The sequence below is a fragment of the Hydrogenophaga sp. FW305-3-2-15-A-LB1 genome (assembly GCF_058787875.1).
Map to the genome: position 1 here is coordinate 1 of NZ_JBYTAE010000095.1, position 24684 is coordinate 24684.

Annotated in this window: 23 protein-coding genes, 3 tRNA genes and 1 pseudogene; 10 read left to right on the top strand and 17 right to left on the bottom strand. The window is 68.9% G+C overall.

Annotation, left to right across the window (positions count from 1 at the left end):
• Positions 1 to 1244: O-antigen ligase family protein (locus AC3WPZ_RS23875; RefSeq protein WP_492441880.1), on the top strand; the 1244-nt coding region annotated here is incomplete at its 5' end.
• Positions 1241 to 2302 carry a glycosyltransferase family protein gene (locus AC3WPZ_RS23880; RefSeq protein WP_492441882.1) on the top strand — a complete coding sequence of 354 codons (1062 nt, stop codon included), beginning with the start codon at positions 1241 to 1243 and terminating at the stop codon, positions 2300 to 2302. The genes AC3WPZ_RS23875 and AC3WPZ_RS23880, both read left to right, overlap by 4 nt.
• Here the strand turns inward: AC3WPZ_RS23880 and AC3WPZ_RS23885 are convergent.
• From AC3WPZ_RS23885 to AC3WPZ_RS23895, 3 genes are read right to left on the bottom strand one after another with little or no spacing between them, the layout of a single operon-like run.
• The gene (locus AC3WPZ_RS23885) at positions 2299 to 3090 is read right to left on the bottom strand and encodes a glycosyltransferase family 2 protein (RefSeq protein WP_492441884.1); all 792 of its coding nucleotides are present in this window, start codon (positions 3088 to 3090) and stop codon (positions 2299 to 2301) included. The genes AC3WPZ_RS23880 and AC3WPZ_RS23885 overlap by 4 nt on opposite strands.
• On the bottom strand, positions 3083 to 3949 hold the full coding sequence (locus tag AC3WPZ_RS23890; RefSeq protein WP_492441886.1) for a glycosyltransferase family 2 protein: 867 nt from the start codon (positions 3947 to 3949) through the stop codon (positions 3083 to 3085). The genes AC3WPZ_RS23885 and AC3WPZ_RS23890 overlap by 8 nt, the downstream gene beginning before the upstream one ends.
• Position 3950: 1 nt before the next feature.
• Positions 3951 to 5333, bottom strand: a complete 1383-nt coding sequence (locus AC3WPZ_RS23895) for a phosphomannomutase/phosphoglucomutase (RefSeq protein ID WP_492441888.1) — start codon at positions 5331 to 5333, stop codon at positions 3951 to 3953.
• Between the two features lie 118 nt (positions 5334 to 5451).
• Between AC3WPZ_RS23895 and AC3WPZ_RS23900 the strand changes: the two genes are divergently transcribed.
• From AC3WPZ_RS23900 to AC3WPZ_RS23910, 3 genes are all read left to right on the top strand, one after another.
• Positions 5452 to 6972 carry a DNA-3-methyladenine glycosylase 2 family protein gene (locus AC3WPZ_RS23900; protein ID WP_492441890.1) on the top strand — a complete coding sequence of 507 codons (1521 nt, stop codon included), beginning with the start codon at positions 5452 to 5454 and terminating at the stop codon, positions 6970 to 6972.
• Complete coding sequence (locus AC3WPZ_RS23905; RefSeq protein ID WP_382323649.1) at positions 6969 to 7469, top strand: methylated-DNA--[protein]-cysteine S-methyltransferase; 501 nt, start codon at positions 6969 to 6971, stop codon at positions 7467 to 7469. The genes AC3WPZ_RS23900 and AC3WPZ_RS23905 overlap by 4 nt, the downstream gene beginning before the upstream one ends.
• 105 nt (positions 7470 to 7574) lie before the next feature.
• On the top strand, positions 7575 to 8486 hold the full coding sequence (locus AC3WPZ_RS23910; protein WP_291112790.1) for a DMT family transporter: 912 nt from the start codon (positions 7575 to 7577) through the stop codon (positions 8484 to 8486).
• 10 nt (positions 8487 to 8496) lie between these two features.
• On the opposite strand, the gene AC3WPZ_RS23915 is transcribed toward AC3WPZ_RS23910, so the two are convergent.
• The gene (locus AC3WPZ_RS23915; RefSeq protein ID WP_382159920.1) at positions 8497 to 9465 is read right to left on the bottom strand and encodes a LysR family transcriptional regulator; all 969 of its coding nucleotides are present in this window, start codon (positions 9463 to 9465) and stop codon (positions 8497 to 8499) included.
• Between the two features lie 141 nt (positions 9466 to 9606).
• Between AC3WPZ_RS23915 and AC3WPZ_RS23920 the strand changes: the two genes are divergently transcribed.
• Together AC3WPZ_RS23920 and AC3WPZ_RS23925 are read left to right on the top strand one after the other, a co-directional pair.
• Positions 9607 to 10566 carry a Bug family tripartite tricarboxylate transporter substrate binding protein gene (locus AC3WPZ_RS23920; protein WP_382159922.1) on the top strand — a complete coding sequence of 320 codons (960 nt, stop codon included), beginning with the start codon at positions 9607 to 9609 and terminating at the stop codon, positions 10564 to 10566.
• 94 nt (positions 10567 to 10660) lie between these two features.
• Positions 10661 to 11809 (top strand): iron-containing alcohol dehydrogenase, encoded by a 1149-nt coding sequence (locus AC3WPZ_RS23925; protein ID WP_492441892.1) that lies wholly within the window; start codon positions 10661 to 10663, stop codon positions 11807 to 11809.
• A gap of 116 nt (positions 11810 to 11925) precedes the next feature.
• On the opposite strand, the gene AC3WPZ_RS23930 is transcribed toward AC3WPZ_RS23925, so the two are convergent.
• From AC3WPZ_RS23930 to folC, 12 genes are all read right to left on the bottom strand, one after another.
• A complete protein-coding gene (locus AC3WPZ_RS23930; RefSeq protein WP_492441894.1) occupies positions 11926 to 12735 on the bottom strand; it encodes a helix-turn-helix transcriptional regulator in 810 nt (269 codons plus the stop codon).
• Between the two features lie 97 nt (positions 12736 to 12832).
• Positions 12833 to 13822, bottom strand: a complete 990-nt coding sequence (locus AC3WPZ_RS23935) for a Bug family tripartite tricarboxylate transporter substrate binding protein (protein WP_444688239.1) — start codon at positions 13820 to 13822, stop codon at positions 12833 to 12835.
• Between the two features lie 34 nt (positions 13823 to 13856).
• Complete coding sequence (locus AC3WPZ_RS23940) at positions 13857 to 14906, bottom strand: aromatic ring-hydroxylating dioxygenase subunit alpha (RefSeq protein ID WP_492441897.1); 1050 nt, start codon at positions 14904 to 14906, stop codon at positions 13857 to 13859.
• Positions 14907 to 15051: 145 nt separating this feature from the next.
• Positions 15052 to 15128 (bottom strand) — tRNA-Asp (locus AC3WPZ_RS23945).
• A gap of 69 nt (positions 15129 to 15197) precedes the next feature.
• Positions 15198 to 15273, bottom strand: a tRNA-Glu gene (locus AC3WPZ_RS23950).
• Positions 15274 to 15368: 95 nt separating this feature from the next.
• A tRNA-Ala gene (locus AC3WPZ_RS23955) sits at positions 15369 to 15444 on the bottom strand.
• A 75-nt stretch (positions 15445 to 15519) separates the two neighbouring features.
• Entirely contained in the window at positions 15520 to 16908 is a 1389-nt protein-coding gene (gltX, locus tag AC3WPZ_RS23960; RefSeq protein ID WP_492441899.1) for a glutamate--tRNA ligase, read from the bottom strand.
• A 1-nt stretch (position 16909) separates the two neighbouring features.
• A complete protein-coding gene (locus tag AC3WPZ_RS23965; protein WP_382160251.1) occupies positions 16910 to 18115 on the bottom strand; it encodes an O-succinylhomoserine sulfhydrylase in 1206 nt (401 codons plus the stop codon).
• Positions 18116 to 18127: 12 nt separating this feature from the next.
• Positions 18128 to 19633 carry an amidophosphoribosyltransferase gene (gene purF, locus AC3WPZ_RS23970; RefSeq protein WP_492441901.1) on the bottom strand — a complete coding sequence of 502 codons (1506 nt, stop codon included), beginning with the start codon at positions 19631 to 19633 and terminating at the stop codon, positions 18128 to 18130.
• A gap of 19 nt (positions 19634 to 19652) precedes the next feature.
• Positions 19653 to 20138 carry a CvpA family protein gene (locus AC3WPZ_RS23975; RefSeq protein ID WP_382323632.1) on the bottom strand — a complete coding sequence of 162 codons (486 nt, stop codon included), beginning with the start codon at positions 20136 to 20138 and terminating at the stop codon, positions 19653 to 19655.
• Positions 20139 to 20160: 22 nt separating this feature from the next.
• The gene (locus tag AC3WPZ_RS23980) at positions 20161 to 20895 is read right to left on the bottom strand and encodes an SPOR domain-containing protein (RefSeq protein WP_444688242.1); all 735 of its coding nucleotides are present in this window, start codon (positions 20893 to 20895) and stop codon (positions 20161 to 20163) included.
• 24 nt (positions 20896 to 20919) lie between these two features.
• Positions 20920 to 22272, bottom strand: a complete 1353-nt coding sequence (gene folC / locus AC3WPZ_RS23985) for a bifunctional tetrahydrofolate synthase/dihydrofolate synthase (protein WP_382323630.1) — start codon at positions 22270 to 22272, stop codon at positions 20920 to 20922.
• A gap of 65 nt (positions 22273 to 22337) precedes the next feature.
• Here folC and AC3WPZ_RS23990 point away from each other — a divergent pair, with 65 nt between their 5' ends.
• From AC3WPZ_RS23990 to argG, 3 genes are all read left to right on the top strand, one after another.
• The gene (locus AC3WPZ_RS23990) at positions 22338 to 22685 is read left to right on the top strand and encodes an ArsC family reductase (RefSeq protein WP_444688244.1); all 348 of its coding nucleotides are present in this window, start codon (positions 22338 to 22340) and stop codon (positions 22683 to 22685) included.
• A 79-nt stretch (positions 22686 to 22764) separates the two neighbouring features.
• Complete coding sequence (gene ppnP, locus AC3WPZ_RS23995; protein ID WP_291112815.1) at positions 22765 to 23082, top strand: pyrimidine/purine nucleoside phosphorylase; 318 nt, start codon at positions 22765 to 22767, stop codon at positions 23080 to 23082.
• Positions 23083 to 23112: 30 nt separating this feature from the next.
• Positions 23113 to 24444: an argininosuccinate synthase gene (gene argG, locus AC3WPZ_RS24000; RefSeq protein ID WP_382160267.1), complete on the top strand. Its 1332-nt coding sequence runs from the start codon at positions 23113 to 23115 to the stop codon at positions 24442 to 24444.
• Positions 24445 to 24546: 102 nt separating this feature from the next.
• On the opposite strand, the pseudogene AC3WPZ_RS24005 reads toward argG, so the two are convergent.
• Positions 24547 to 24684, bottom strand: a pseudogene (locus AC3WPZ_RS24005) (UDP-N-acetylmuramate dehydrogenase); the annotation flags it as partial.

Here is a 24684-nt window from a genome sequence, read left to right on the forward strand (position 1 = left end):
CCCCCATGACCCCCCCGTCCACCTTCCTTCAGCGGGGCGCCAAGGCTTCGCTCATCCTGGTCTTCTTCGCGTTCCCGATGTCGGTCGCGCTCGCCAATGTGGCGCTGCTGCTCACCCTGGTGTTCTGGCTGCTCGGCTGCGTCTGGGGCCATTCCCTGCGCGACACCCGCCAGGCGCTGAGCAACCCCCTGGCGGCGCCGGCGCTGGCGCTGTTCGCCTGGATCGCGCTCGCGGCCCTGTGGTCGCCAGCCGAGGGGCCGCTCATCGGCACGGCCCTGGGCAAGTACAGCAAGCTGTTGTGGGTACCGGTCTTCATCGGTCTGCTCAACGACTCGGCCACGCGCCGCCGTTGCTGGCAGGCCTTCGCGCTGGCCATGCTGTTCACGCTGGTGGTCACCTGGCTCAATGTCTGGTTCGATTTTTCCTGGACGCGCACGCACAACCAGGGCTTCGGCGAGGACCACACCGTCTTCAAGGACCGCATCGCGCAAGGCATCCTGATGTCGTTCTTCACGGTGATGGCCCTGCACCAGGCCATGCATGCGCCAACGCGGGCCCGGGCCGTGCTCGCCGCCCTGGTGGCCGCGCTGGCGGCGTTCAGCGTGCTGTTCCTGTCGTCGGGCCGCACCGGCTACCTGGCCCTGCTGCTGGCCCTGGCGGTGTTCGCGGTCTTCGCCGTCGGCCTGCACCGGCGCCGGCTGGCCATCGCGGCGCTGGCCCTGGTCGCCGTGATGGCCGTGACCTTCACCACGTCGACCCAGCTGCGGTCGCGCGTCAACGAGGCCTGGCTTGAAGCACAGAACAGCAGCATCACGGTGCCTGTCACGTCCGCAGGCGCCCGCATGGAGATGAACCGCTTCGCGCTGCAGAGCGCGCTGGAGCAGCCTGTGCTCGGCCACGGCACCGCGTCCTATCCGGTGCTGTCGCCTGCGCATTTCACCGATCCTGCGTGGTGCGCCGTGGTCTGCGTGCACCCACACAACCAGTTCACCTTCTTCCTGTTCGAACAAGGCCTGATCGGCCTGGCCCTGTTCCTGTGGTTCGTGTTCGTCATCGCACGACAGGCCTGGCGCGAAGACACGCCGCGCCGGGCGCTGATGATGGGCTTTGTGGCGGTGCTGCTGGTCGCCAACACGACGCACAGCTCGTTCTGGCTCTCGACGGAAAACCATTTCTTCATCCTGATGTCGGCGCTGCTGATGGCCGCCATCCCGATGCGCCAACGGGAGCGGGTGGCCCCATGACGAAGACCATCGCCTTTCACTCCAACCAGCTATCGATCCGGGGCACCGAGGTCGCGCTGTACGACTACGCGCTTCACAACGAGACGGTGCTGGGCCACCGCAGCCTGGTGGTCTACAACGCCGACAGCCCGCACAACAGCGCCGAGGCCCTGGCCAAGTTCAGCGCGCGCTTCGAGGTGCTGGGCTACCGCCGGATCGACGAACTCGATGCCCTGCTCGGCCGGCACCACGCGGACCTGCTGTACGCCATCAAGGCCGGCAAGAACGACGGTGTGTGGTCGCGCACGGTGCCCACGATGGTACACGCGGTCTTCCCGACCACCCCCGCGCAGGCCCATGGCGCCTCCTACGCCTTCATCTCCGAGTGGCTGAGCCGGCATTGCGCGAACGGCAAGATCCCCAGCGTGCCGCACATCGTGGAGCTGCCCGATGTGAACGAGGACCTGCGCGGCGAACTGGGCATCCCGCCCCAGGCCAAGGTGCTGGGCTGCCACGGCGGCGCCAACAGCTTCGACGTGCCCAGCGCGATCGAGGCGGTGCGCCAGGTGCTGGCGCGCTCGCCCGACACCTGGTTCGTCTTCCTCAACATCGCGCCCTTCGTGGACCATCCGCGCGCCCTCTTCCTGCCGGGCAGCAGCGACATGGTTTACAAGACGCGTTTCATCAACACCTGCGACGCCATGCTGCACGCGCGCCTGCAGGGCGAGTCCTTCGGGCTGGCCTGTGGCGAGTTCTCGATCCGCAACAAGCCCGTGATCACCTATGCGCGCAGCAAGCACCGGCACCACATCGACGTGCTGGGCGACTCGGGCTTCTGCTACACCGATGCGCGCTCGCTGGTCGACATCATCGAGAAGCTGGACCCGCAAGACCTCAAGCGACACCACTGGGACCGGTATTCCGCGCTCTACAACCGGGACGTGGTGATGGGCCTGTTCGACCGGCACCTGATCCAGCCCGCGCTGCGCAACCCCGACCGAGCCAAACCCCAGTTGAACCTGCGTTGGGCCGACCGGCTGCCGTACTACCGGCTCAAGCTCAGCATGCGCTTCGGCTAGCGCCGGGCCAGGTCGTCGGCCTGTGGCGCGTCGTAGCGCAGGGCCGCGTAGCGGAAGAAGGTCTCGAGCGCGATGAACTGGCTGTAGAGAAAGCCCGGACCACCGCACAGGAAAGCGCGCTGGAAGATGTACACGCGCAGGAACACCAGGCCGCCCATGACGAGGCCCCGCCACACGCCGCCCTTCTTGCCTTGCGCGCTGCGTTTGGTGGCACCGAGTTGCACATACTGCGCGAGCTTGCGCAGGCTGCCATACACCGTGGGGCGCGAATGGTGCAACAGGCGCGCGCGAAACTCGCGCGCCGGCACGGCCTGGCGCAGCACCGGTGCTTCGTGCACCACGCCCTCGAAGCGCTCCAGGGTGGCGCGGCGAAACAGCCGCTGGATACCGCCCCTGGGCTTCATGCGGGTGAGCGCGCGGCCGAAGGCCACTTCATCCCACCAGACGCGCCAGACGGCATCTTCATCCGACGACACCGCCCGCTCGATCTCGGTCCGCAGCGCGGGCGAGATCTCCTCGTCGGCATCGAGGAAGAACACGTAGTCCGTGTTCAGGTGCTCCAGGGCGCGGGTGCGTTGCACGGCGAAGCCCCGCCAGTCCCCGTGCAGATGGACCGCCGCGCCCAGGCGCTCGGCGCGTTCGCGGGTGTCGTCGGTGCTGCCGCTGTCGATCACCACGATCTGGTCGGCAAAAGCGGCGCTGCGCAGGCAGGCTTCGATGCGTTGCGCTTCGTTGAGCGTGAGCACGGCCACGCCCAGCGTCGGCTGTCGGGCGGGGGCCTCAGTCACGCAGCCTCCAGCGCACCAGGCCCATCCAGCGCCCGGCCATGCGCGCGAGCAGGCGCGGCGACCACGCGATCGCGCGCAACGGCAGGGCCACCGTGGTGCCCAGCAGCACCGACCAGCGCTGGCGCCGCGCCTTCGCGTGCGAACGGTGCTTGGCGGTGTAGATCAGCTTGGACTGGGCGTGGTGGTAACCGCGCAGGTACTCGCTCTTCCAGGGCGTCTTGCCCTTGACCGAGCCGCGCGCGCGGTGCACGGCGGCCAGGGCGGGCCACACGACGATGGGCCGCTGCTGCTGGAACAGCCGCAGGCAGAGGTCGTCGTCCTCGTAGTACAGGAAGAAGCGCTCGTCGAAGAAGCCCACGCCCTCGAAACGCGAGAGCCGGAACAGCATCGCCGCGCCGACCACGAAACCCACGCAGGCAGGGCCTTCGGCGCCGGGCCCGCGCGAGGACCAGGCGGTGCTCGGCCAGCGGTAGTTCACATCGGGCCGCCCGGGCGCGCCTTCGAGCTGCGGCGCCACGATGGCGGCCTCGGGCATGCCGTTGGCCACCCGCACCAGCTCGCGCAGGCCCTCGGGCGTGACTTCGCAATCGGGGTTGACCAGCAAGGCCAGCGGCGTGCGCGTGGCGGCGAGCGCGCGGTTGTTCGCGGCACCGAAACCGAGGTTGCGGCCGTGCTCGAGCACGGTGGCCTGCGGCCAGCGCGCGCGCGCCAGCGCAGGGGTGTCGTCGGTGCTGCCGTTGTCCGAGATCACCACGTGCGGGCAGTGCGCGAGCAGCGCATCCAGCGCGTCCAGGCAATGGGCGCTGTGGTACGTGACCAGGACGACGGTGACCTGGTCGAGCAGCTCGTCGGCGTTCATCTCAATGCGCGCTGGCGCCGACCACGGCATCGGGCTTGGCCTGCTTCAGCAGCTCCAGCATGGTGGCCTCGATGCGGTGCAGCGCCTCGGTGGTCTGGCCTTCGAAGCGCAGCACCAGCACCGGCGTGGTGTTGGAGGCGCGGATCAGACCGAAGCCGTCGGGCCAGTCCACGCGCACGCCGTCGATGGTGGAGAGTTTGGCCGGCGCGTCGAACTTCGCCAGCGCGACCAGCTTGTCCACCACCGCGTGCGGCTCGCCTTCGGCGCAGGCCACGTTGAGCTCGGGCGTGCTGTGGCTGGTGGGCAGGGCGTTGAGCACGGCGCTCGCGTCGGGGCTGCGGCTGAGGATTTCCAGCAGGCGCGCGCCAGCGTAGGTGCCGTCGTCGAAACCGAACCAGCGCTCCTTGAAGAAGATGTGGCCGCTCATCTCGCCGCCCAGCGGGCTGTCCAGCTCCTTCATGCGCGCCTTGATCAGCGAGTGGCCGGTCTTGTAGATGTGGGGCACGCCACCGGCCGCCTCGATCGCGGGCGCCAGGCGCTGCGAGCATTTCACGTCGAACACGATGTCGCCGCCGGGCACGCGCGAGAGCACGTCCTGCGCGAACAGGATCATCTGGCGGTCGGGGTAGATGGTCTGGCCGTCCTTGGTGACGATGCCCAGGCGGTCGCCGTCGCCGTCGAAGGCCAGGCCGAGTTCGGCGTCGGTCTCGCGCAGGGTGCGGATCACGTCCTGCAGGTTCTCGGGCTTGCTCGGGTCCGGGTGGTGGTTGGGGAAGTTGCCGTCCACCTCGCTGAAGAGTTCGATCACCTCGCAGCCCAGCGCGCGGAAGATCGCCGGGGCAGAGGCGCCGGCCACGCCGTTGCCGCAGTCCACCACCAGCTTCATGGGGCGCGCGAGCTTGGCGTCGGACACGATGCGGGCCTGGTACGCGGCCTGCACGTTGATCAGGCGCACGCGCCCGCCCTCGGCGCGCCGGTGCGTCTCGGCTTCCATGGTCTTGCGCAGGGCCTGGATGTCCTCGCCGTAGATCGCGCGGCCGGCCAGCACCATCTTGAAACCGTTGTAGTCCCTGGGGTTGTGGCTGCCCGTGACCTGGATGCCGCTGGTGCACAGCGTGGCGGCGGCGAAGTACAGCATGGGCGTGGTCGCCAGACCGATGTCGATGACATCGATCCCGGCGGCCACCAGCCCCCGGATCAGCGCGGCGGACAGGGCCGGGCCGCTCAGGCGGCCGTCGCGGCCCACGGCCACGGTCTTTTCGCCCAGTTCCAGGGCCCGGGTGCCAAAGGCCAGGCCCAATGCCTCGGCCACGCCTTCGTTCAACGCGGTGGGGGTGACGCCCCGGATGTCGTAGGCCTTGAAGATGGACGCGGCAACTTGCATGGAGTTTTTCCTCGTGACGGGCAAAACGGGCATTGTAGGAGGGGGGTACCCATCATGCCGGAGGCACATGTCCGGAAACGGCCAGTCAACCCCGTCCGAACGGCCTACCATGGCAGCCATGAACCGCTCAGACCGCATCGACGAAGACGCCTGCTACCGCGCGCTGTGCTCGCACGACGCGCGCTTTGACGGCCAGTTCTTCACCGCCGTCACCTCCACCGGCATCTACTGCCGACCGGTGTGCCGCGTGCGCACGCCCCGGCGCGAGAACTGTCGCTTCTTCGCGCACGCCGCGCAGGCCGAACAGGCGGGCTTCCGGCCCTGCCTGCGCTGCCGGCCCGAGCTGGCGCCGCGCGAGCGGCACTGGTCGACGGAAGACGCCTCCACCATCCTGGTGCAGCAGGCCACGTTGTGGCTGGACGACCCCCAGCACTGGCAGGACGACGACGGCGGCGCGATGGGCGAGCGCCTGGCGGCGCGGCTGGGCGTGAGCGACCGCCACCTGCGGCGCGTCTTCGAGGAACGCCTGGGCGTCTCGCCGCTGCAGTACCTGCTCACGCGCAAGCTGCTCACGGCCAAGCAGCTGCTGGCCGACACCGACCTGCCCGTCACCCAGATCGCCCAGGCCAGCGGCTTTGCCAGCGTGCGGCGCTTCAACGCGGCCTTTCTCGAGCACTACCGGCTCAACCCCACGCAGCTGCGGCGCGAAACCGCCACCCGCGCCCGCGACACCGGCCAGGGCACCGCGGTGCGGCTGGGCTACCGGCCGCCGTACGACGTGGCGGCCACGCTGGGCTTCTTCCGCCAGCGCCTGATCGACGGCGTGGCCTTCATCGACGAACAGGGCCTGCGCCTGGGGCAGACCCTGCGCATGGAGCTGGGCGGGCGCACCCACACGGGCTGGCTGGTGGCCGGCTTCGACGAGGCCCGCTGCCAGCTCGAGCTGCGCGTGAGCGACGACCTGCGCGAGGTCTTGCCCCAGGTGATTCACCGCCTGCGCGCCGCGCTCGACCTGGACGCCGACCCGACCGCCATCAACGCCGTGCTGCACGGCGCGTTCCCGGCCGGCGATGGCCTGCGGGTGCCCGGCGCGCTCGACGGCTTCGAACTCGCGGTGCGCGCGGTGCTGGGCCAGCAGATCACCGTGGCGGCCGCGCGCACGCTGGCGCAACGGCTGGTGAACCGCTTCGGCGAGCCCATCGAGACGCCGCACGCCGGCCTCTCCCGCCTGTTCCCCACGCCCGCCGCATTGGCCCAGGCCGAAGGCGACGGCCTGGGGGAACTCGGCATCGTGCGGCAGCGCCAGGCCGCCATCGTGGCGCTGGCGCGCGGCGTGGCCGAGCAGGGCCTGGTGCTCAACGGCAGCGCCGACGTGCCCGCCACCCTCACCGCCCTCAAGGCCATGCCGGGCATCGGCGACTGGACCGCGCAGTACATCGCCATGCGCGCCCTGCGCTGGCCCGACGCCTTCCCCGCGGGTGACGTGGCACTGCACAAGGTCATGGGCGTGCGCGAAAACAAACACCCGGCCCGCGAGGCCGAAGCCGCCTCCCTCGCCTGGAAACCCTGGCGCAGCTACGCCGTCGTGCGCGCCTGGTCGGCAGGCCACGTCGTCTCATCCACAGGAGCATCCGCATGAAACACGATCCCCTCACCGTCTTCACCACCTGGCAAGGCCCGATGGGCGCCATGACGCTGGCGGCCACGCCGCGCGGCCTGAGCGGCGTCTGGTTCGACGGGCAGCGCCACGGCCCGGACCGCTCGGCCTGGCGCCACGACCCCGACCACCCGGTGCTGCGCCAGGCCATCGAGCAGCTCACGCAGTACTTCGCCGGGCAGCGCCAGCACTTCGAGCTGCCGCTGGACCTGAGCATGGGCACGCCCTTCCAGCAGCAGGTGTGGCAGGCCTTGTTGGGCATCGCGCCCGGCGCCACCACCAGCTACGGGCGACTGAGCGCGGCCATCGGCAAACCGGCCGCGGTGCGCGCGCTGGGGGCGGCGGTGGGCCGCAACCCGATGAGCGTGGTGGTGCCCTGCCACCGCGTGCTGGGCACCGACGGCTCGCTCACCGGCTACGCGGGTGGGCTGGATCGCAAGACCGCCCTGCTCTCGCTCGAAGGTGCCACCTTGGTGTGAGGCGGCGCGACGAACGGCATTGTGCCGTTCCACTCATCAATCCATGCCCCATCCGGCATCAATCGCGCGCCGTGACACCCGGGGCGCCATGCATACTTTGACGCCATGAGCCCCACCCTCGTCCTGGAATTCCTGCTGCTGGCCGCCCTGTGGGGCGCCTCCTTCCTGTTCATGCGCCTGGGCGGCGCCGAGTTCGGCGCCCTGCCCACGGCCGGCCTGCGCGTCGCGCTCGCCGCCCTCTTCCTGCTGCCGGTGTTCTTCATCAAGGGTGTATGGGCCGACTTCCGCTCGCGCGCCCGGCCCATCCTGTTCGTCGGCCTGCTCAACTCCGGCATCCCCTTCGCCCTGTTCGCCTACGCCGTGCTGCACATCCCCACCGGCCTGACCTCCATCCTCAACGCCACCGTGCCGCTGTCGGGCGCGCTGGTGGCCTGGCTCTGGCTCAAGGACCGGCCAGGCGGCTCGCGCATGCTGGGCCTGGCGATCGGCTTCGCCGGCGTCACGCTGCTGGTGATCGGCAAGTCCGGCTTCAGCGCGGCCGGCGTGGTGAGCGACGGCCCCGTGGCCAGCACGCTGATCGCCATGGGGGCCTGCCTGCTCGCCACCCTGTTCTACGGCATCGCCGCGAGCTTCACCAAGCGCTACCTCACGGGCGCCCACCCGCTGGCCACCGCCACCGGCAGCCAGATCGGCGCGGCCCTGGGCCTGGCCATTCCCACCGCCTTGCTGTGGCCCAGCCAGCCGGTGAGCAGCACCGCCTGGGGCGCGGTCGCGGCCGTGGCCCTGCTGTGCACGGCCATCGCCTACATCATTTTTTTCCACCTGATCGAGAAGGCCGGCCCGAGCCGCGCGCTGACCGTGACCTTCCTGGTGCCGGTGTTCGCGCTGGTCTACGGCTCGGTCTTCCTCAACGAGGTCATCACGCCCTGGATGATCGGCTGCGGCGTGGTCATCGTCTGCGGCACCGCCCTGTCCACCGGGCTGGTGCGGCTGGGCTGGCTGGAGCGCGCGGCCTGAGGGCGCGCGGTCACTTCGCGGCCGATGCGCGTGGGAGGGCCTTGCCCGCCGAGGGCGAGCCGGGCAGCGCCAGCGCCACTTCCTCGAGGTAGCCGGCCAGCACCTGCGCCTCGTCGCTGAGGGGGCGGATCGCCGAGCGGTAGATCTCCGTCCCAAGCTCGATGCGCGGCCGGAAGGGCCGCGTCACGATGTCCGGGAAGATGCCGGTGGACAGCAGCATGGGGTTGATCAACCCGATGCCCACGTTCTGCTGCACCAGCGCGCACACCCCCATGGAGGTGCTGGCGATCGTGCCCTGCCCCACCAGCACGCCGGCTTCCTGCAGCGTGGCGCGCACCAGGATCGAGGTGGGCGACTCCTCGGGCAGCGCGATCACCTCGGCGTCCACCAGGTCCTGCGGCCGCACCAGGGCCTTGGCCACCAGGGGGTGGCGCCGGTGCATGGCCACCACCAGCAAGTCCTCGGAGATGGTGCGGCGCTCGCACAGTTCCACGGCGCTGATGGTGTTGGGCGCGGGCGGGTTGGTGACGCCCAGATCGACCTCGTGGTGGGCGACCAGCCGCAGCACCTCCGGCGGCCCCTCCACCCGCACCCGCACCTTGACCTCGGGGTGGCTGAGCTTGAAGCGCTGGATCGCGCCGGGCAGGATGGCGATCAAAGGGGGCGCGTGCGCCGCCACCGTCACCGTGCGGTTCGAGGCCTGGTCCAGCGTGGCGGCTTCGGCCAGCGCCCAGGCCAGGTGGTTGGCCGCCTGCTCGGCGCGCGGCAGCAGGCGGCGGGCCGCGGCGGTGGGCTCCAGCCGGCCACCCTGGCGCGTGAACAGCTCGACGCCGGTCTCGCGCTCCAGCAGGCCCAGGGTCTTGCTGACGGCGGCCTTGGAAATGCCCAGCTTGAGCGCGGCCTCGCCCAGCCCCCTGCTGCGCATCACCGCGGTGAAGATCTGGAAATGGCGGCCGTTGAGCAGCGAGGACACAGGCATGGGAAGGCGAAACGTGGGTGGTGGTCAAGGTCGAAATCGTCAACCAGAGGTTAACAAGAAAGTGCCTTGCGCTCCCGGGTGCCTCCCTAGAATTTCCCTCATCCCGTTCACCCATTCCCCCAAGAACCGAGGTAGTCCCCCGTGATCCGACAACTGCTCCCCGCCCTGATCGTTTCGGCCTTTGCCCCCTTCGCCGCGGCCCAGTCCTTCCCCTCCAAACCCGTGACCATCGTGGTCTCGGTGCCGGCCGGCGGCACCATCGACGCCATCGCGCGCATGGTGGCCAAGGACATGGGCGAGGCCCTGGGACAGCCGGTGGTGATCGACAACCGCGCGGGCGCCAACGGCAACATCGCCGCCGAGTTCGTGCGCCGCGCGCCGGCCGACGGCCACACGCTGCTGATGCTGGCCTCCAGCACGCTGACGCTGGGCCCCTACGTCATGGACAAGGTGCCGTTCGACCCGATCAAGGACTTCGCGCCCGTCGCCATGACGGCAGGCCTCAACATGGCCCTGCTGGCCCACCCCAAGGTGGGCGTGAGCGACGTCAAGGGCCTGGTCGAGAAGATGAAGGCCAGCCCCGGCAAGCTGAACTACTCCTCCACCGGCAACGGTTCCTTCCCGCACGTGGCGGGCGCCCTGCTGAACCTGGAGACCGACACCCAGGCCGAGCACCTCGCCTACAAGGGCCTGGCGCCTTCGATCCAGGACCTGCTGGCCGGCGTGGTGGACTTCACCTTCGACTCGGGCAGCGCCATCCATGTGAAGGCCGGCAAGCTCAAGGCGCTGGCCGTGATCGGCCCCAAGCGCGCGGCCGCCCTGCCCGACGTGCCCACCTTCCGCGAAGTGGGCCTGCCCGAGCTGGAGAAGATCAGCGGCTGGCACGGCGTCTTCGCCCCCGCCGGCACGCCGGACGACGTGATCCGCCGCCTGAACGCCGAGATCAACAAGAGCCTGAAGAAGCCCGCCTCCATCGAGCGCGTGCAGGCCATGGGTTTCGAGAGCGTCACCACCACCCCGGCCGAGCTCGGCAACGTGCTGCGCAAGGACCACAAGACCTACGGTGAGCTGATCACGCGCACCAAGATCTCCATCAACTGACCGCCCGGGCGCGCCGCGCCCCTCCCCCTCGTCTGTGAACGACATCGCCCGATCGACGGCGAGGGGCCTTGCTTCGCCTTTCATTTCCCGCTCCATGCCCAGCTTCCAATTCGAAACCCCACCCCGCATCGTCTGCGAGCGCGGCGCGGCCCTGCGACTCGCACCGCTGCTGCAAGGACGCCTGCATGCCTTCGTCGTCACCGACGCCGGCCTGGTGCGCGCAGGCCTGATCGACGCCCCGGTGGCCGCGCTGCGCAAGGCCGGGCTGCGCGTGACGGTGCACGACAAGGTGGAGGCCGACCCGCCCGAGCACGTGGTGCTCGCGGCGGTGGACGCGGCCCGCGTCGCCGGGGCCGACTGCGTCATCGGCCTGGGCGGCGGCAGCTCGCTGGACACCGCCAAACTGGTCGCGCTGCTCGCGGCCAGCCCCCAGCCGCTGGCCGACATCTACGGGCCGCAGCGCGCGACCGGCCCACGCCTGCCGCTGATCCAGGTGCCGACCACGGCCGGCACCGGTTCCGAGGCCACGCCCACCTCGGTGGTCTCCACGCCAGACCACCAGAAACGCGGCGTCATCAGCTCGCTGCTGTACCCCGATGTCGCCGTGCTGGACGCCCAGCTGACCCTGGCCCTGCCGCCCGCGCCCACCGCCATGACCGGCGTGGATGCGATGGTGCACGCCATCGAGGCCTACACCACCCGCCACCTGAAGAACCCGATCTCCGACGCGCTGGCGGTGCGCGCGCTCCAGCTGCTCGACCGCCACCTCGGGCGTGTGATCGCCCAGGGCGACGACATCGAAGCGCGGGAAGGCATGCTGCTGGGCTCGATGCTGGCCGGCATGGCCTTCGCCAACGCGCCGGTGGCCGCGATCCACGCCCTCGCCCACCCGCTGGGCAGCCACTTCCACGTGCCCCACGGCCTGGCCAACGCCCTGGTCATGGTGCCGGTGCTGCGCTTCAACCTGCCCGAGGCGGGCGCTGGTTACGCCGAACTCGCGCGCGCCTTGAACCCGGCGCTGCACGGGGCCAGCGACGGTGAAGCGGCCGAGGCCTTCATCGCCACCATGGCCCAGCACGTGGCGCAAGCCCCGATGCCGCAGCGGCTGCGCGAGGTGGGCATCGCCGCCAACGACCTGCCCATGCTGGCCGAGGCCGCCATGGGCGTGCAAAGGCTGCTGGCCAACAACCCGCGAGAACTGAACCAGACCCACGCCCTCGTCCTGTACACCCAGGCGCACTGACACCGAGCCAGAAGCGGTTCTACTGGGTTTGAACACATCGCCCAGGCCCTGGTGCCTCTGACCAAGGCACGCCCGCCTGGTCAGGGGTCCAGGCAACGCGATCGGTCGATGTCCTGTCAGTTCGACAGCAGCAGCAACTCGCTGCGCGCCTCGATGCCCAGCTTGATGTAGGCGCGTTTGCGCAGGGTCTGGACCGTGGACGGGGCCACGCCCATGTCCGCGGCGATGCCGTCCACACTGAGACCGTCCACGATGCCCACGCAGACCTCGCGCTCGCGCCCGGACAACCGGGGTGCCCGCTCCAGCAGGTTCTGCTCGACCAGGGCCTTGCGCGCCTGCGCGTGCAGGCGCTGCCGCCGGACATGCAAGGCGTTGAGGTGCACCTTGCGAAGAATGGGTGCGATGGCGGTCAGGCGGTCGATCTCCATCGGTGCAAAAGGCCCGCAGGACACATCGCGGTAGAGGTTGATGGCAAACGCGGTGCGGGCGACCGGCGCGTACAGGAAGCTCAACCGGCCCGTGAGTTTCGAATGCTCAAAAATCTCCTGCCGCCAGCAGATGTCCGGAATGTCCTCCAGGCCATAGTGCACCACGGTCACATCCGGCGAGGGATGCACATCCTGCTGGACCCGGCCCGCCAGGTGGGTCACCTCGTCCAGCTGGCTGTACTGCCGCTTGTAGCGGGCAAAGCACTCGGCCGTGATGTTGGGCAGGTGGTCCCCGTGCGTGCATCCATCCACCTGCGAGGGCACGGCCCCCGAGTACTCGACCAGGGAGAGGTAGTCCACCTCCACGTGCGCGTTGATGAAGTTCAGCAAGCCGCGCCCGGGTGCGGTGCTCGTCGGCACATCGAGCAGCAGGTTCATGGCCGCCGCGTCCACGTGGTGGCCGGGCGGTGGCGTGAGGACATTCCAGGTGGAGCGCATGGCGCAGCCAGTTTGAAACCTCGCCGAGAGGGCACCAATAGGGCTTACCCGGTCGGCTGCCGCGCGGCCGCGGGTCGACCTGCCCGGCGCCCTCTGCTTACTGCGCCACCAGCCCGAAGTCCTTGATGCGCTTGAGGATCACCTCGGCTTCCGCGCGGTGGCTGGCCTCGAACTCCCTGGGGGTGCTATTCATGATGTCCAGGCCCCGCTCGTTCATCAACCGGCCGACTTCGGGGTCCGCCAGAATCTTCCGGATCTCGTCCGCGAGTTTCTTCACCACGGGTTCGGGCGTCCTGGCCGGCGCGACGAAGGCGATGTAGACGGCCGCATCGAACAAGGGGTCGTCGAAACCCTGCTCCCGCATGGTCGGGACTTGCGGCAGGGCCGGCGACCGCTCTTTGCCCATGATGGCCAATGCAGTCACCTTGCCCGCCAGCACGTGCTGCTTGGCCAGCCCGGCGGAGGTCAGGCCCACGCTGACGGTTTTCGACAGCAGATCGGCCATCACCGGCGCCTCGCCGCGCTGCGGCACATGGACCATTTCGGCACCGATGATGCGATTGAGCTGTTCACCCGCCAGATGGCCCAGGCCACCGGGCCCCCACGAGCCATAGGTCAGCTTGCCGCGCTGCTCGGCCGCGTAGCGCCTGAAGTCGGCCATGGTCTTGACGGGGAGGTCCGCATTCGCGGAAATCACCGCCGGGCTGCGAACGGCTTGCGTGATGTAGCTGAAATCCTTGAACGGGTCGTACGACAGCGTCTTGTACATCGCCACGTTGTTGATCAGGGTGTCGCCCAAGGTCACCAGCAGCGTGTACCCGTCCGGTGCGGCGCGCGCCACCTCGGAAGCGCCCAGGGCACCGTTCGCCCCCGCCTTGTTGTCCACGATGACCGGTTGGCCGAGCTGCTTGGACAAACGCTCTCCCACGGTGCGGGCGACGAAGTCCGTGGCGCCGCCGGCGGCCGCGGAGGCCACGATGCGGATGGGCTTGTTCGGGAATGCGGCGGGCGCCTGAGCGAGCACCGCGAAAGGCAGCGCGGCGGCGCCGACGAGCGCCAACAGGCGAAGGATGGTTCGACGGATCATGGGGTTGTCTCCTGGATGGGGGTGTTGTTCTGTGCTAGGCCGCGACGACCGCCGGGCGAGCGGGCGCGCGCTCGCGCTCCTTCGCCAGCTCGCTGTCCACGAGGCGGCGGAACTGCACCAGCGCGTGGTCCATCGCCATGGGCAGCATGGGCGCGGCGGGATCGAGAAGCAGGTTCCGGTACTGGGCCGTGATGATCGAGCGGTCTTCCTCGAAGGCGGCGAGCAGTCCCTGGAAGATGGTGGCCGTGGTCCCGGGAATCGGCGCGGGCGCGTGGTAGGCCTGCTGGAAGAAGTAGTGGGTGGAGGTTGCCGTCTCGGGGGTCAGCGTCTGGCAGCTGTGCAGCCGCACCGCGCCCGCCATGTCGCCCTCGGCCTGGCCCGTCGGGCGCCCGCCGGAGTCCATGATGAGGGTGCCGGGCAGCAGGAAGTCGTAGATGAACCAGCGGTCGACGTTGCCTTCGAACTCGTGGAACGAGCGCCAGTACGCGGAGGGCGGCACGTCCGGCACGTGGCGCGTGACCCGGATGCCCTGCGGCACGCGCTCCACTTCGGGTTTCGACTGCGCGATCCGCGTGGAGCCCCCCAGGGTGTTCTCGTGCACGTACGACAGGTGCGAAAAGTCCAGCAGGTTGTCGCAGATGAGCATGTAGGGCGTCTCATAGTGCAGATAGCCCGGCTGGTAGTGCCACTCGGGGTGGTCGCAGGAGAAGTTGTCCGGCAGCAGCGAGGTGTCCGCGAGACCCGGATCGCCCATCCAGACGAACACCCACCGGTTCCGCACGGCAACGGGGTAGCTTCGCACCTTCGCCTTGATGGGGATGCGGTCGAGGCCTGGCGCTTCGACGCAGGCGCCTTCGGGCGAGAACTTCAGCCCGTGGTAACCACAGCGCACGCAGTCGCCCTCGCGCCGACCGGCGGAAAGTGGTGCGAGGCGGTGACAGCACCGGTCTTCCAGCGCGACGGTCTCGCCATTGGCCAGGCGGTACAGGAGCAGCGGCTCGCCCAGAATGACGCGGGAAAACAGGCCTTGCTCGGGGATCTCGTGCGCCCAGGCGGCGACGTACCAGCAGTTTCGAATGAACATGTCGTTGGCTTCCATCGTGGATGGATGCCAATCTAGACGAGGGTCATTCGGCCGTCTGTCCTCCGCTTGAAGGACAGCGTCGGAACATCGGGTGCCAGAAACCAAAATGGGCTACGCGATTTCTCACGTAACCCATTGATTTATTTGGCGGAGTGGACGGGGCTCGAACCCGCGACCCCCGGCGTGACAGGCCGGTATTCTAACCAACTGAACTACCACTCCTGGTAGATGGCGTTCGTTCTTGCGAACCAAGTGCCAACCACTTGTTGCCTACTTGCCTTGCGGCTTGTTTGGCGACCCTACGGGGATTCGAACCCCGGTACTCACCGTGAAAGGGTGATGTCCTAGGCCTCTAGACGATAGGGTCATAACCTGGACTCAAAGAGCCTTCCATTGTAGCAGCGACAGAGCTTGTTTTTTCTGCCGATGCCGCGATGAAAACCTCTTCGCGACTTCAATCCTTGGTGGAGGTAAGCGGGATCGAACCGCTGACCTCTTGCATGCCATGCAAGCGCTCTCCCAGCTGAGCTATACCCCCACAGGGTTTGCTGACCGCCCTTTGCGACTTGTCGCTCAGTGCATTTCAGCAAGCCTCAAATTATAGGCGATTTTTTCAGGCGTTCTGCAAACGGTGCAGAACAACGTCACGATTTTGCAGTTCGAGCACCGCATCGAGCGACGGCGTCTGGGCCGTGCCCATCACCAGCACGCGCACCGGCATGGCCAGTTGCGGCATCTTCAGGCCGTGCGCGGCGAGCACTTCCTTGATGGCCGTCGAGAGGCTGGCCTTGTCCCAGGCACAGGCCGCGAGCTTCTCCGCCAGCGTGGCCAGCACGGGCCGCACGGCGTCGGTGATGTGTTGCGCGCGCTCGTCGGCGTTGGGCGTGATGTCGGCGTAGAAAGCCTTGGCCCACTGGGCCAGCGCCACGGTGGTGTCGCAGCGGTCCTTGAACAGGCCGCAGATGCGCGGCAGGCGCGCGTCCGTCGTGATGCCCTGCTGCTGCAGGTGCGCGGCCACCAGCGGCGCGAGCGCGTCGTCGGCCATGGCCTTGAGGTGCTGCGCGTTGACCCACTTGAGCTTGGCTTCGTCGAACTGCGCGGCGCTGCGGCCCAGGTGGTCGAGGTTGAACCATTCGAGGAACTGCGCGCGGCTGAAGATCTCGTCGTCGCCGTGGCTCCAGCCCAGGCGCGCGAGGTAGTTCACCATGGCGTCGGGCAGGTAGCCTTCGTCGCGGTACTGCGTGACGGGCTTGGCGCCGTTGCGCTTGCTCATCTTCTCGCCCTGCTCGTTGAGCACGGTGGGCAGGTGGGCGTACACCGGCGGCTCCTTGCCGAGCGCGCGGAAGATGTTGATCTGGCGCGGCGTGTTGTTCACGTGGTCGTCGCCGCGGATCACGTGGCTGATGGCCATGTCGATGTCGTCCACCACCACGCAGAAGTTGTAGGTGGGCGTGCCGTCGGGCCGCGCGATCACGAGATCGTCGAGTTCGTCGTTGGCGATCTCGATGCGGCCCTTGACCTTGTCGTCCCAGGCCACCACGCCGCCCTGCGGGTTCTTGAAGCGCAACACAGGCTTCACACCTTCGGGCACGGGCGGCAGGGTCTTGCCGGGCTCGGGCCGCCAGGTGCCGTCGTAGCGCGGCTTCTCTTTCGCGGCCATCTGCTTCTCGCGCAGCGCATCGAGCTCGGCCACGCTCATGTAGCAGGGGTACACCTGGCCGCCGGCCACCATCTCGGCGAGCACCGCCTTGTAGCGGTCCATGCGCTGCATCTGATAGAACGGCCCTTCGTCGTGGTCCAGGCCGAGCCACTTCATGCCTTCGATGATCACGTCCACCGCGGCTTGCGAGGAGCGCTCGAGGTCGGTGTCTTCGATGCGCAGGATGAAGGCGCCGCCAGTGGAGCGCGCGAACGCCCAGGGGTAGAGCGCGGAGCGGATGTTGCCCAGGTGGATGAAGCCGGTGGGCGACGGGGCGAAGCGGGTGCGGATGGGTGCGGACATGTCAGAAGGAAGAAAGACCACGGTCAAGATCGGCCTGGATATCGCCCAGGTGCTCCAGCCCCACCGCCACGCGGATCAGGCCTTGCACCACGCCCGCCGTCTGGCGCTGCGCTTCGGTCAGGCGGCCGTGCGAGGTGCTGGCCGGGTGGGCCACCAGGGTCTTGGTGTCGCCGAGGTTGGTGGAGAGCGACATCACCTGCAGCGAATCGAGCACGTGGAAGGCGCGCGCGCGGGCCTGCTCGGGGTCGGCGCCCTTCACCTCGAAGGACAGCACGGCACCGCCGCAGCCCGACTGCTGCGCCATCGCCAGCGCGTGCTGCGGGTGGCTGGCCAGCCCGGGGTAGTACACGCGGGCCACCGACGGGTGGGCCTCCAGCCACTGCGCGAGCGCCAGGGCGTTGGCCGACTGGGCGCGCATGCGGATGTCCAGCGTCTCCAGGCCCTTGAGCACGACCCAGGCATTGAAGGGCGCCAGCGTCATGCCCGAACTCTTGAGCACCGGCAGGAAGGTCTTGGTCACCAGCTCCTGGCTGGCGCACAGGGCGCCGGCCATCACGCGGCCCTGGCCGTCGAGGTACTTGGTGCCGGAGTGCATGACGATGTCGGCGCCCAGCGCCATGGGGCGCTGCAGGGCTGGCGTGGCGAAGCAGTTGTCCACGCACAGCAGCGCGCCGGCGGCGTGGGCGATGTCGGCCAGCGCGCGGATGTCGCAGACCTCGGTGAGCGGGTTGGTCGGCGTCTCGGCGAACAGCAGGCGCGTGTTGGGCTTGACGGCCGCCTTCCAGGCCGCGACGTCGGTCTGCGACACGAAGCTGGATTCGACGCCGAACTTGGCGAGGTCCGAACCGATCAGCTTGATGGTGGAGCCGAACATGGAGTGCGAGCACACCACGTGGTCGCCGGCCTTGAGCAGGCCCAGGCACATCATGAGAATGGCCGACATGCCCGAGGCGGTGGAGATGCAGGCCTCGGCGCCTTCGAGCGCGGCCAGGCGCTGCTCGAAGCTGGCCACCGTGGGGTTGCCGTAGCGGCCGTAGGTGAAGCCGTCCTCGTCGCCGGCGAAGCGGCGTGCGGCGGCTTCCGCGCTGGGTTGCACGTAGCCGCTGGTGAGGTACAGGGCTTCGGAGTTCTCGCCGTACGGGCTGCGTTCGACGGCTTCGCGCACGGCGAGCGTGTCGCGGTGCAGGTCAGGTTTCTTGGCGTTCATGAAGATGGGGTGTCAGACGACCTGGGCATTGGGCAAGGCGAGGCGCGAGGTGTCTTCCTCGCCCTCTTCGCTCTGGTCACGGCCGGCGTTGAGGCGGGCGATGTCGGCCGGCGTGATGTCGCCGGTGACGTACACGCCGTCGAAGCACGAGGCGTCGAAGCCGTCGAGCTTGGGATTGAGCGAGCCGATGGCCTGCTTCATCGCGTCCACGTCCTGGTAGATCAGCGCGTCGCAGCCGATGATCTCGCGCACCTCGTCGACGGTGCGGCCATGGGCCACGAGTTCGTCGGGCGTGGGCATGTCGATGCCGTAGACATTGGGGTAACGCACGGGCGGCGCGGCGCTGGCCAGGTAAACCTTGCGCGCACCGGCGTCGCGCGCCATCTGCACGATCTCGCGGCTGGTGGTGCCGCGCACGATGGAGTCGTCCACCAGCAGCACGTTGCGGCCCTTGAATTCGCTGCCGATCACATTGAGTTTCTGGCGCACCGATTTCTTGCGCACGCCCTGCCCCGGCATGATGAAGGTGCGGCCCACGTAGCGGTTCTTCACGAAGCCTTCGCGGTACGGCAGGCCCAGCAGCTGGGCCAGCTCCATGGCGCTCGGGCGCGAGGATTCGGGAATCGGGATCACCACGTCGATCTCGTTCGGCGGCACGGTGGAAACCACGCGCTTGGCCAGCGTCACGCCCAGGTTCAGGCGCGCCTGGTAGACCGAGATGCCGTCCATCACCGAGTCGGGCCGGGCCAGGTAGACGAATTCGAAAATGCAGGGGTTGTGGCTGACCTTGTCGGCGCACTGCTCGAACTGCATCTGGCCTTCGAGGTCGACGAACACCGCTTCACCGGGCTGCAGATCGCGGTCGAACTCGAAGCCGTTGCCCTCCAGCGTGACGGACTCGCTGGCCACCATCACGCCGCCGTTCTTGTTGCGGCCCAGGCACAGCGGGCGGATGCCATGGGGATCTCGGAAGGCCAGCAGGCCGTGGCCGGCGATCAGCGCCACCACGGCGTAGGAGCCCTTCACGCGCCGGTGCACGCCGCGCACGGCGGCGAAGACGTCGGCCGGCTTGAGGGTGATGCCGCGCGTGACCTTCTCCAGCTCGTGCGCCAGCACGTTGAGCAGCACCTCGGAATCGCTCTCGGTGTTGACGTGGCGGTGGTCGGTCTGGAACAGCTCCTGGGCCAGCGCCTTGGCGTTGGTCAGGTTGCCGTTGTGCACCAGCACCAGGCCGAAGGGCGCGTTCACGTAGAAGGGCTGCGCCTCTTCCTCGCTGAAGGCATTGCCCGCGGTGGGGTAACGCACCTGGCCCAGGCCGCACAGGCCGGGCAAGGCGCGCATGTTGCGGGTGCGGAAGATGTCGCGCACCATGCCCTTGGCCTTGTGCATGAAGAACTTGCGGCCCTGCTGGGTCACGATGCCGGCGGCATCCTGGCCCCGGTGTTGCAACAGCAACAGCGCGTCGTAGATGAGCTGATTGACTGGCGTCTTGCTGACCACGCCCACGATTCCACACATGATTGAATCCTCAGGAAAACTAACGGATATATCGGGCCACGGCCTCGGGCAACAAGGGCTTGATCTCGTGCAGCGAGGCCGACAGCACGGAAGCGGTGGCCGACTCGCGCCACCACGCGGCCCCCTCCATCTGCGTCATGCTCACCACGAGCGCCACCGCCAGCAGGATCACCCCACCGCGCAAGAGGCCGAACGCGCCTCCGAGCACCCGGTCCACCGGTCGCAGGCCGACCGAGGCCACCAATTTCTGCACCAGCCAGGCTCCCAGGCCGGCGGCGAAAGCCACCACCACGAACACCAGGACAAAACCGACCGCCACCCGCATGGGCGGCGACAGGCCGTCCATCGGCAACCAGGTCCCGGCCTCGTCGGCGAAGGCCTGGGCCAGCACGAAGGCCGCCACCCAACCCGCCACCGACAACACCTCGTACACCAGACCGCGCCACAACCCCAGCAGCACCGACAGCAGCAACACCGTGAGCAGCACCCAGTCGGTCAAGGCCATCAGCGCGTCACCCCACCCGACGTCACAGCGTCAGGACGGCGGCGGTCAGGCCCAGGGCCTTCACACGGGCGGCGGCCTTCTCGGCGTCCGCGCGGTTCTCGAACGGGCCCACGCGCACCCGGATGCGCTTGCCATCGGGCGTCTGGGCGACGTGCGTGTAGGTCTTGAGACCCGCACCTTCCAGTTTCTGGCGCACGGCGCGCGCGCCGGCCTCTTCCGAAAACGCGCCCACCTGCACCACGAGGCGCTCGGCGCCAGCGGCCGGTTTGGCGGCGGCGCTGGCCGGCGCGGCGGCCGGCTTGCCTTCGAGCAGCGCGCGTGCCCGGTCGGCCTCGGCGGGCGACGGGGCGGCGGGCTTGGCGGGTGCAGGTGCCGGCGCGGCGGCCACGGGCGCAGGCGCCGGTGTGGGCGCTGGGGCGGCAGCTGGCGCGGGTTTGGGTGCGGCTTCGACCACTTCCTCGCGGGCACCCAGGCCCTCACGCACCGGCAGCGGTGCGCTGGCGGCGGCGGCAGGCGGCTTGGTGGCGGCGGGCTTGGCAACCGGCGCGGGCGTGCCCTTGGCCGGGATCTCGATGGGAATGTCGACGGGAATCGGGCGTGGCTGCGTGTCGAACAGCAGCGGGAAGCCGACCACGCCCAGCAGCACGAGCACGCTGGCGCCGATCAGGCGGTGGCGGGCGCGGCGGCGCACGGCCTCGATGCTCTGCGGCGGGGGGGTCGAGGCGTTGCCCTGGGAACCTGAACGGGATTTGAACATCGGGGGGACCGTGGCGATAAAAGGCTAGGCGGACAGGTGTTTCGCCGACATTCGGGGCACGCCGTCCTGCAATACGCCACCCACGGTGTAGAACGATCCGAAGACCACGATTCTATCAGCGGGGTCCGCGGCGGACACCGCGGCCCGCAGGGCGTCCATGGGGTCGGTGTGCCTTCCCGCCACCCGGCCCTTGCATTGGGGATGGGCCTCCAGCTGTTCGGCCAGGGCGGCGGCCGAACTGGCGCGCGGCAGGGGCAGGTTGGTGAGGTGCCAGCGGTCGATCAGCGGCGCGATGCGGTCCAGCATGGCGCCCAGGTCCTTGTCGGCCATGGCGCCGAACACGGCGTGCGTGGTGGGGTAGAAGCCCATGGCGTCGAGGTTGGCGGCGAGCGCGGCCACCGAATGCGGGTTGTGCGCCACGTCCAGCACCAGGGTGGGCGTGCCCGGCACGATCTGGAAGCGCCCGGGCAGCTCCACCAGGGCCAGGCCGTTGCGCACCGCCTGCGCCGTCACCGGCAGCCGCCCGCGCAGGGCCTCCACCGCCGCCAGCACGCCCGAGGCGTTGACCAGCTGGTTCGCGCCGCGCAGCGCCGGGTAGGCCAGGCCGGCGTAGCGCCGCCCGCCGTGCGAGGGGTGCATGGCCCAGCCCCATTGCTGCTGGTCGCCCGCGAAATGGAAGTCCTTGCCCAGGCGCCAGAGCTCGGCGCCGATCTCCAGCGCGCGGTCCAGGATGCTCTGCGGCGGCACCGGGTCGCTCACCACCACCGGGCGGCCGGTGCGCATGATGCCGGCCTTCTCGAAGCCGATGGCCTCGCGGTCGTTGCCAAGCAGGGCCATGTGGTCGAGGGCGATGCTGGTGATGACCGCGCAATCGGCGTCGATGATGTTCACCGCGTCCAGCCGGCCGCCCAGGCCCACCTCGAGAATCGCCACGTCCAGCCCGCTGCGCGAGAGCGTGCGCAGGATGGCGAGCGTGGTGATTTCGAAATAGCTCAGGCTGATCTCGCCGCCCTCGTCGCCGGCCTGGCCCTTGCGGGCCACCTCCACCTCGGCGAAGGCCGGCACGAGGTCGTTGGCGGCCACCGCCTCGCCCGCGACGCGGCAGCGCTCCTCGAAGTGCACCAGGTGGGGCGAGGTGTAGACGCCGGTGCGGTAGCCCGACTGCGTGTAGACGGCCTCCAGCATCGCGCAGGTGGAGCCCTTGCCGTTGGTGCCGGCGACCGTGATCACCGGGCAGTCCAGCGCCAGGCCCATGCGCTGGGCGACGCGCTGCACACGCTCCAGCCCCATGTCGATGGTGACCGGGTGCAGGCGTTCGGCATGGGCCAGCCAGTCGGCCAGGGTGGTGGGGTGATCGGGCACGGGAATGTCAAGCATGGGCAGGATTGTCCCATCGCCGTCCCGGGCCCGGGGCCGCGGGGACATGGCGGACAATGCGGGCCATGATCACCGTTCATGGCATCCCCAACTGCGACACCGTCAAGAAGGCCCGCACCTGGCTGGCGGAACACGGCGTCGAGCACCACTTCCACGATTTCAAGAAACAGGGCGTGCCCGAGGCCGCGCTCGACCGCTGGCTGACCGCCGCCGGCTGGGAGACCGTGATTAACCGCAAGGGCACCACCTGGCGCCAGCTCGACGAGGCCACGCGCATCGGCGTGAAAGACGCCGCGAGCGCCCGCGCCGTGGCGCTGGCGAACCCGAGCGTGATCAAGCGCCCGGTCGTGCAGTGGGCCGACGGTGCCATCACCGTGGGCTTCGACGCCACCGCCTGGCAGCAACGCCTCTGAGCCGGCGCGGCGCGCCCCGGCCCGCGGCCTAAAATCGCGGTTTCGCCTTTCGTCTTCGCTTTACTCCCCCTCCAACACCATGAGCACCACCCAATTCGACGGCGTGACCGTCAACACCCAGGCCAACGTGTACTTCGACGGCAAGTGCGTCAGCCACGGCATCACCCTGGCCGATGGCACGAAAAAGTCGGTCGGCGTGGTGCTGCCCGCCACCCTCACCTTCAACACCGGCGCGCCCGAGATCATGGAATGCGTGGCCGGCGGCTGCGAGTACTTGCTGGCGGGCACCACGGAGTGGAAGAAGTCGGGCCCTGGCGAGAAATTCAACGTGCCGGGCAACAGCAGCTTCCAGATCCGCGTGACCGAGCCCTACCACTACATCTGCCATTTCGGCTGATCGACTCCCGCCGCCGAAAGAACGAACGCCATGGCCACCATTCTTCAGAACCTCCCCACCCAACAGAAAGTCGGCATCGCCTTCTCCGGCGGCCTGGACACCTCCGCTGCGCTGCTGTGGATGAAGCAGAAGGGCGCGATCCCCTACGCCTACACCGCCAACCTGGGCCAGCCCGACGAGCCGGACTACGACGAGATCCCGCGCAAGGCCCTGGCCTACGGCGCCGAGAAGGCGCGCCTGATCGACTGCCGCACGCAGCTGGCGCACGAAGGCATTGCCGCGCTGCAGTGCGGCGCCTTCCACATCAGCACGGCCGGCGTGACCTACTTCAACACCACGCCGCTGGGCCGCGCGGTCACGGGCACCATGCTGGTGGCCGCGATGAAGGAGGACGACGTCCACATCTGGGGCGACGGCTCGACCTTCAAGGGCAACGACATCGAGCGCTTCTACCGCTACGGTCTGCTGACCAACCCGAGCCTGAAGATCTACAAGCCCTGGTTGGACCAGCTGTTCATCGACGAGCTGGGCGGCCGCGCCGAGATGAGCGCGTTCATGACGGCCAACGGCTTCGGCTACAAGATGAGCGCCGAGAAGGCCTACAGCACCGACAGCAACATGCTGGGCGCCACGCACGAGGCCAAGGACCTGGAGCACCTCAACAGCGGCATCCGCATCGTCAACCCGATCATGGGCGTGCCGTTCTGGCGCGAGGACTGCGCGGTGAAGGCCGAGGAGGTGACGGTGCGTTTCGAAGAGGGCCAGCCGGTGGCGCTCAATGGCGAGACGTTCGCGAGCCCGGTGGACCTGATTCTGAAGGCCAATCAGATCGGCGGGCGCCATGGCCTGGGCATGAGCGATCAGATCGAGAACCGCATCATCGAGGCCAAGAGCCGTGGCATCTACGAGGCCCCGGGTCTGGCGCTACTGTTCATCGCGTACGAGCGCCTGGTGACGGGCATTCACAACGAGGACACGATCGAGCAGTACCGCATCAACGGTCTGCGCCTGGGCCGGTTGCTGTACCAGGGCCGCTGGTTCGACCCGCAGGCCATCATGTTGCGCGAGACGGCGCAGCGCTGGGTGGCGCGTGCGATCACGGGCGAGGTGACGGTGGAGCTGCGCCGGGGCAACGACTATTCGATCCTGAACACCGAGAGCGCGAACCTCACGTACGCGCCGGAGCGGCTGAGCATGGAGAAGGTGGAGGACGCGCCGTTCTCGCCGCTGGACCGCATCGGCCAGCTGACCATGCGCAACCTCGACATCACCGACACGCGGGCCAAACTGGGCATCTATGCCAAGAGTGGTCTTCTGTCGCTCGGTGAGGGTTCGCAGATGCTGAAGCTCGAAGGCGAATAACGTCTTTCTTTCAGTGACCTCGCGGGGTCGGGGCGCTCCGGCGCTCTGCTCCGCGGGTGTCCCCCGGCGGCGGCGGACCCGAAGAAGCGCAGGCGAGAAACCTCAGACCACCACAGGCTCCGGCTCCAGCAAAATCCCGAACCGCTCATACACACTGGTCTGGATGGCCTTCGCCAAAGTCATCACCTCCCCCCCGGTCGCCCCACCCCGGTTCACCAACACCAGCGCCTGCTTCTCGTA

What these genes read in the sequence shown, in the direction of transcription:
- argG (WP_382160267.1), top strand. Translation starts at nt 23,113, where the DNA reads ATGGCCACCATTCTTCAGAACCTCCCCACCCAACAGAAAGTCGGCATC.
- purF (WP_492441901.1), bottom strand. Translation starts at nt 19,633, where the DNA reads ATGTGTGGAATCGTGGGCGTGGTCAGCAAGACGCCAGTCAATCAGCTC.
- folC (WP_382323630.1), bottom strand. Translation starts at nt 22,272, where the DNA reads ATGCTTGACATTCCCGTGCCCGATCACCCCACCACCCTGGCCGACTGG.
- AC3WPZ_RS23965 (WP_382160251.1), bottom strand. Translation starts at nt 18,115, where the DNA reads ATGAACGCCAAGAAACCTGACCTGCACCGCGACACGCTCGCCGTGCGC.
- AC3WPZ_RS23880 (WP_492441882.1), top strand. Translation starts at nt 1,241, where the DNA reads ATGACGAAGACCATCGCCTTTCACTCCAACCAGCTATCGATCCGGGGC.
- AC3WPZ_RS23890 (WP_492441886.1), bottom strand. Translation starts at nt 3,949, where the DNA reads ATGAACGCCGACGAGCTGCTCGACCAGGTCACCGTCGTCCTGGTCACG.
- AC3WPZ_RS23915 (WP_382159920.1), bottom strand. Translation starts at nt 9,465, where the DNA reads ATGCCTGTGTCCTCGCTGCTCAACGGCCGCCATTTCCAGATCTTCACC.
- AC3WPZ_RS23980 (WP_444688242.1), bottom strand. Translation starts at nt 20,895, where the DNA reads ATGTTCAAATCCCGTTCAGGTTCCCAGGGCAACGCCTCGACCCCCCCG.
- AC3WPZ_RS23930 (WP_492441894.1), bottom strand. Translation starts at nt 12,735, where the DNA reads ATGCGCTCCACCTGGAATGTCCTCACGCCACCGCCCGGCCACCACGTG.
- AC3WPZ_RS23935 (WP_444688239.1), bottom strand. Translation starts at nt 13,822, where the DNA reads ATGATCCGTCGAACCATCCTTCGCCTGTTGGCGCTCGTCGGCGCCGCC.
- ppnP (WP_291112815.1), top strand. Translation starts at nt 22,765, where the DNA reads ATGAGCACCACCCAATTCGACGGCGTGACCGTCAACACCCAGGCCAAC.
- AC3WPZ_RS23895 (WP_492441888.1), bottom strand. Translation starts at nt 5,333, where the DNA reads ATGCAAGTTGCCGCGTCCATCTTCAAGGCCTACGACATCCGGGGCGTC.
- AC3WPZ_RS23990 (WP_444688244.1), top strand. Translation starts at nt 22,338, where the DNA reads ATGATCACCGTTCATGGCATCCCCAACTGCGACACCGTCAAGAAGGCC.
- AC3WPZ_RS23975 (WP_382323632.1), bottom strand. Translation starts at nt 20,138, where the DNA reads ATGGCCTTGACCGACTGGGTGCTGCTCACGGTGTTGCTGCTGTCGGTG.
- AC3WPZ_RS23905 (WP_382323649.1), top strand. Translation starts at nt 6,969, where the DNA reads ATGAAACACGATCCCCTCACCGTCTTCACCACCTGGCAAGGCCCGATG.
- AC3WPZ_RS23940 (WP_492441897.1), bottom strand. Translation starts at nt 14,906, where the DNA reads ATGTTCATTCGAAACTGCTGGTACGTCGCCGCCTGGGCGCACGAGATC.
- AC3WPZ_RS23910 (WP_291112790.1), top strand. Translation starts at nt 7,575, where the DNA reads ATGAGCCCCACCCTCGTCCTGGAATTCCTGCTGCTGGCCGCCCTGTGG.
- AC3WPZ_RS23925 (WP_492441892.1), top strand. Translation starts at nt 10,661, where the DNA reads ATGCCCAGCTTCCAATTCGAAACCCCACCCCGCATCGTCTGCGAGCGC.
- gltX (WP_492441899.1), bottom strand. Translation starts at nt 16,908, where the DNA reads ATGTCCGCACCCATCCGCACCCGCTTCGCCCCGTCGCCCACCGGCTTC.
- AC3WPZ_RS23900 (WP_492441890.1), top strand. Translation starts at nt 5,452, where the DNA reads ATGAACCGCTCAGACCGCATCGACGAAGACGCCTGCTACCGCGCGCTG.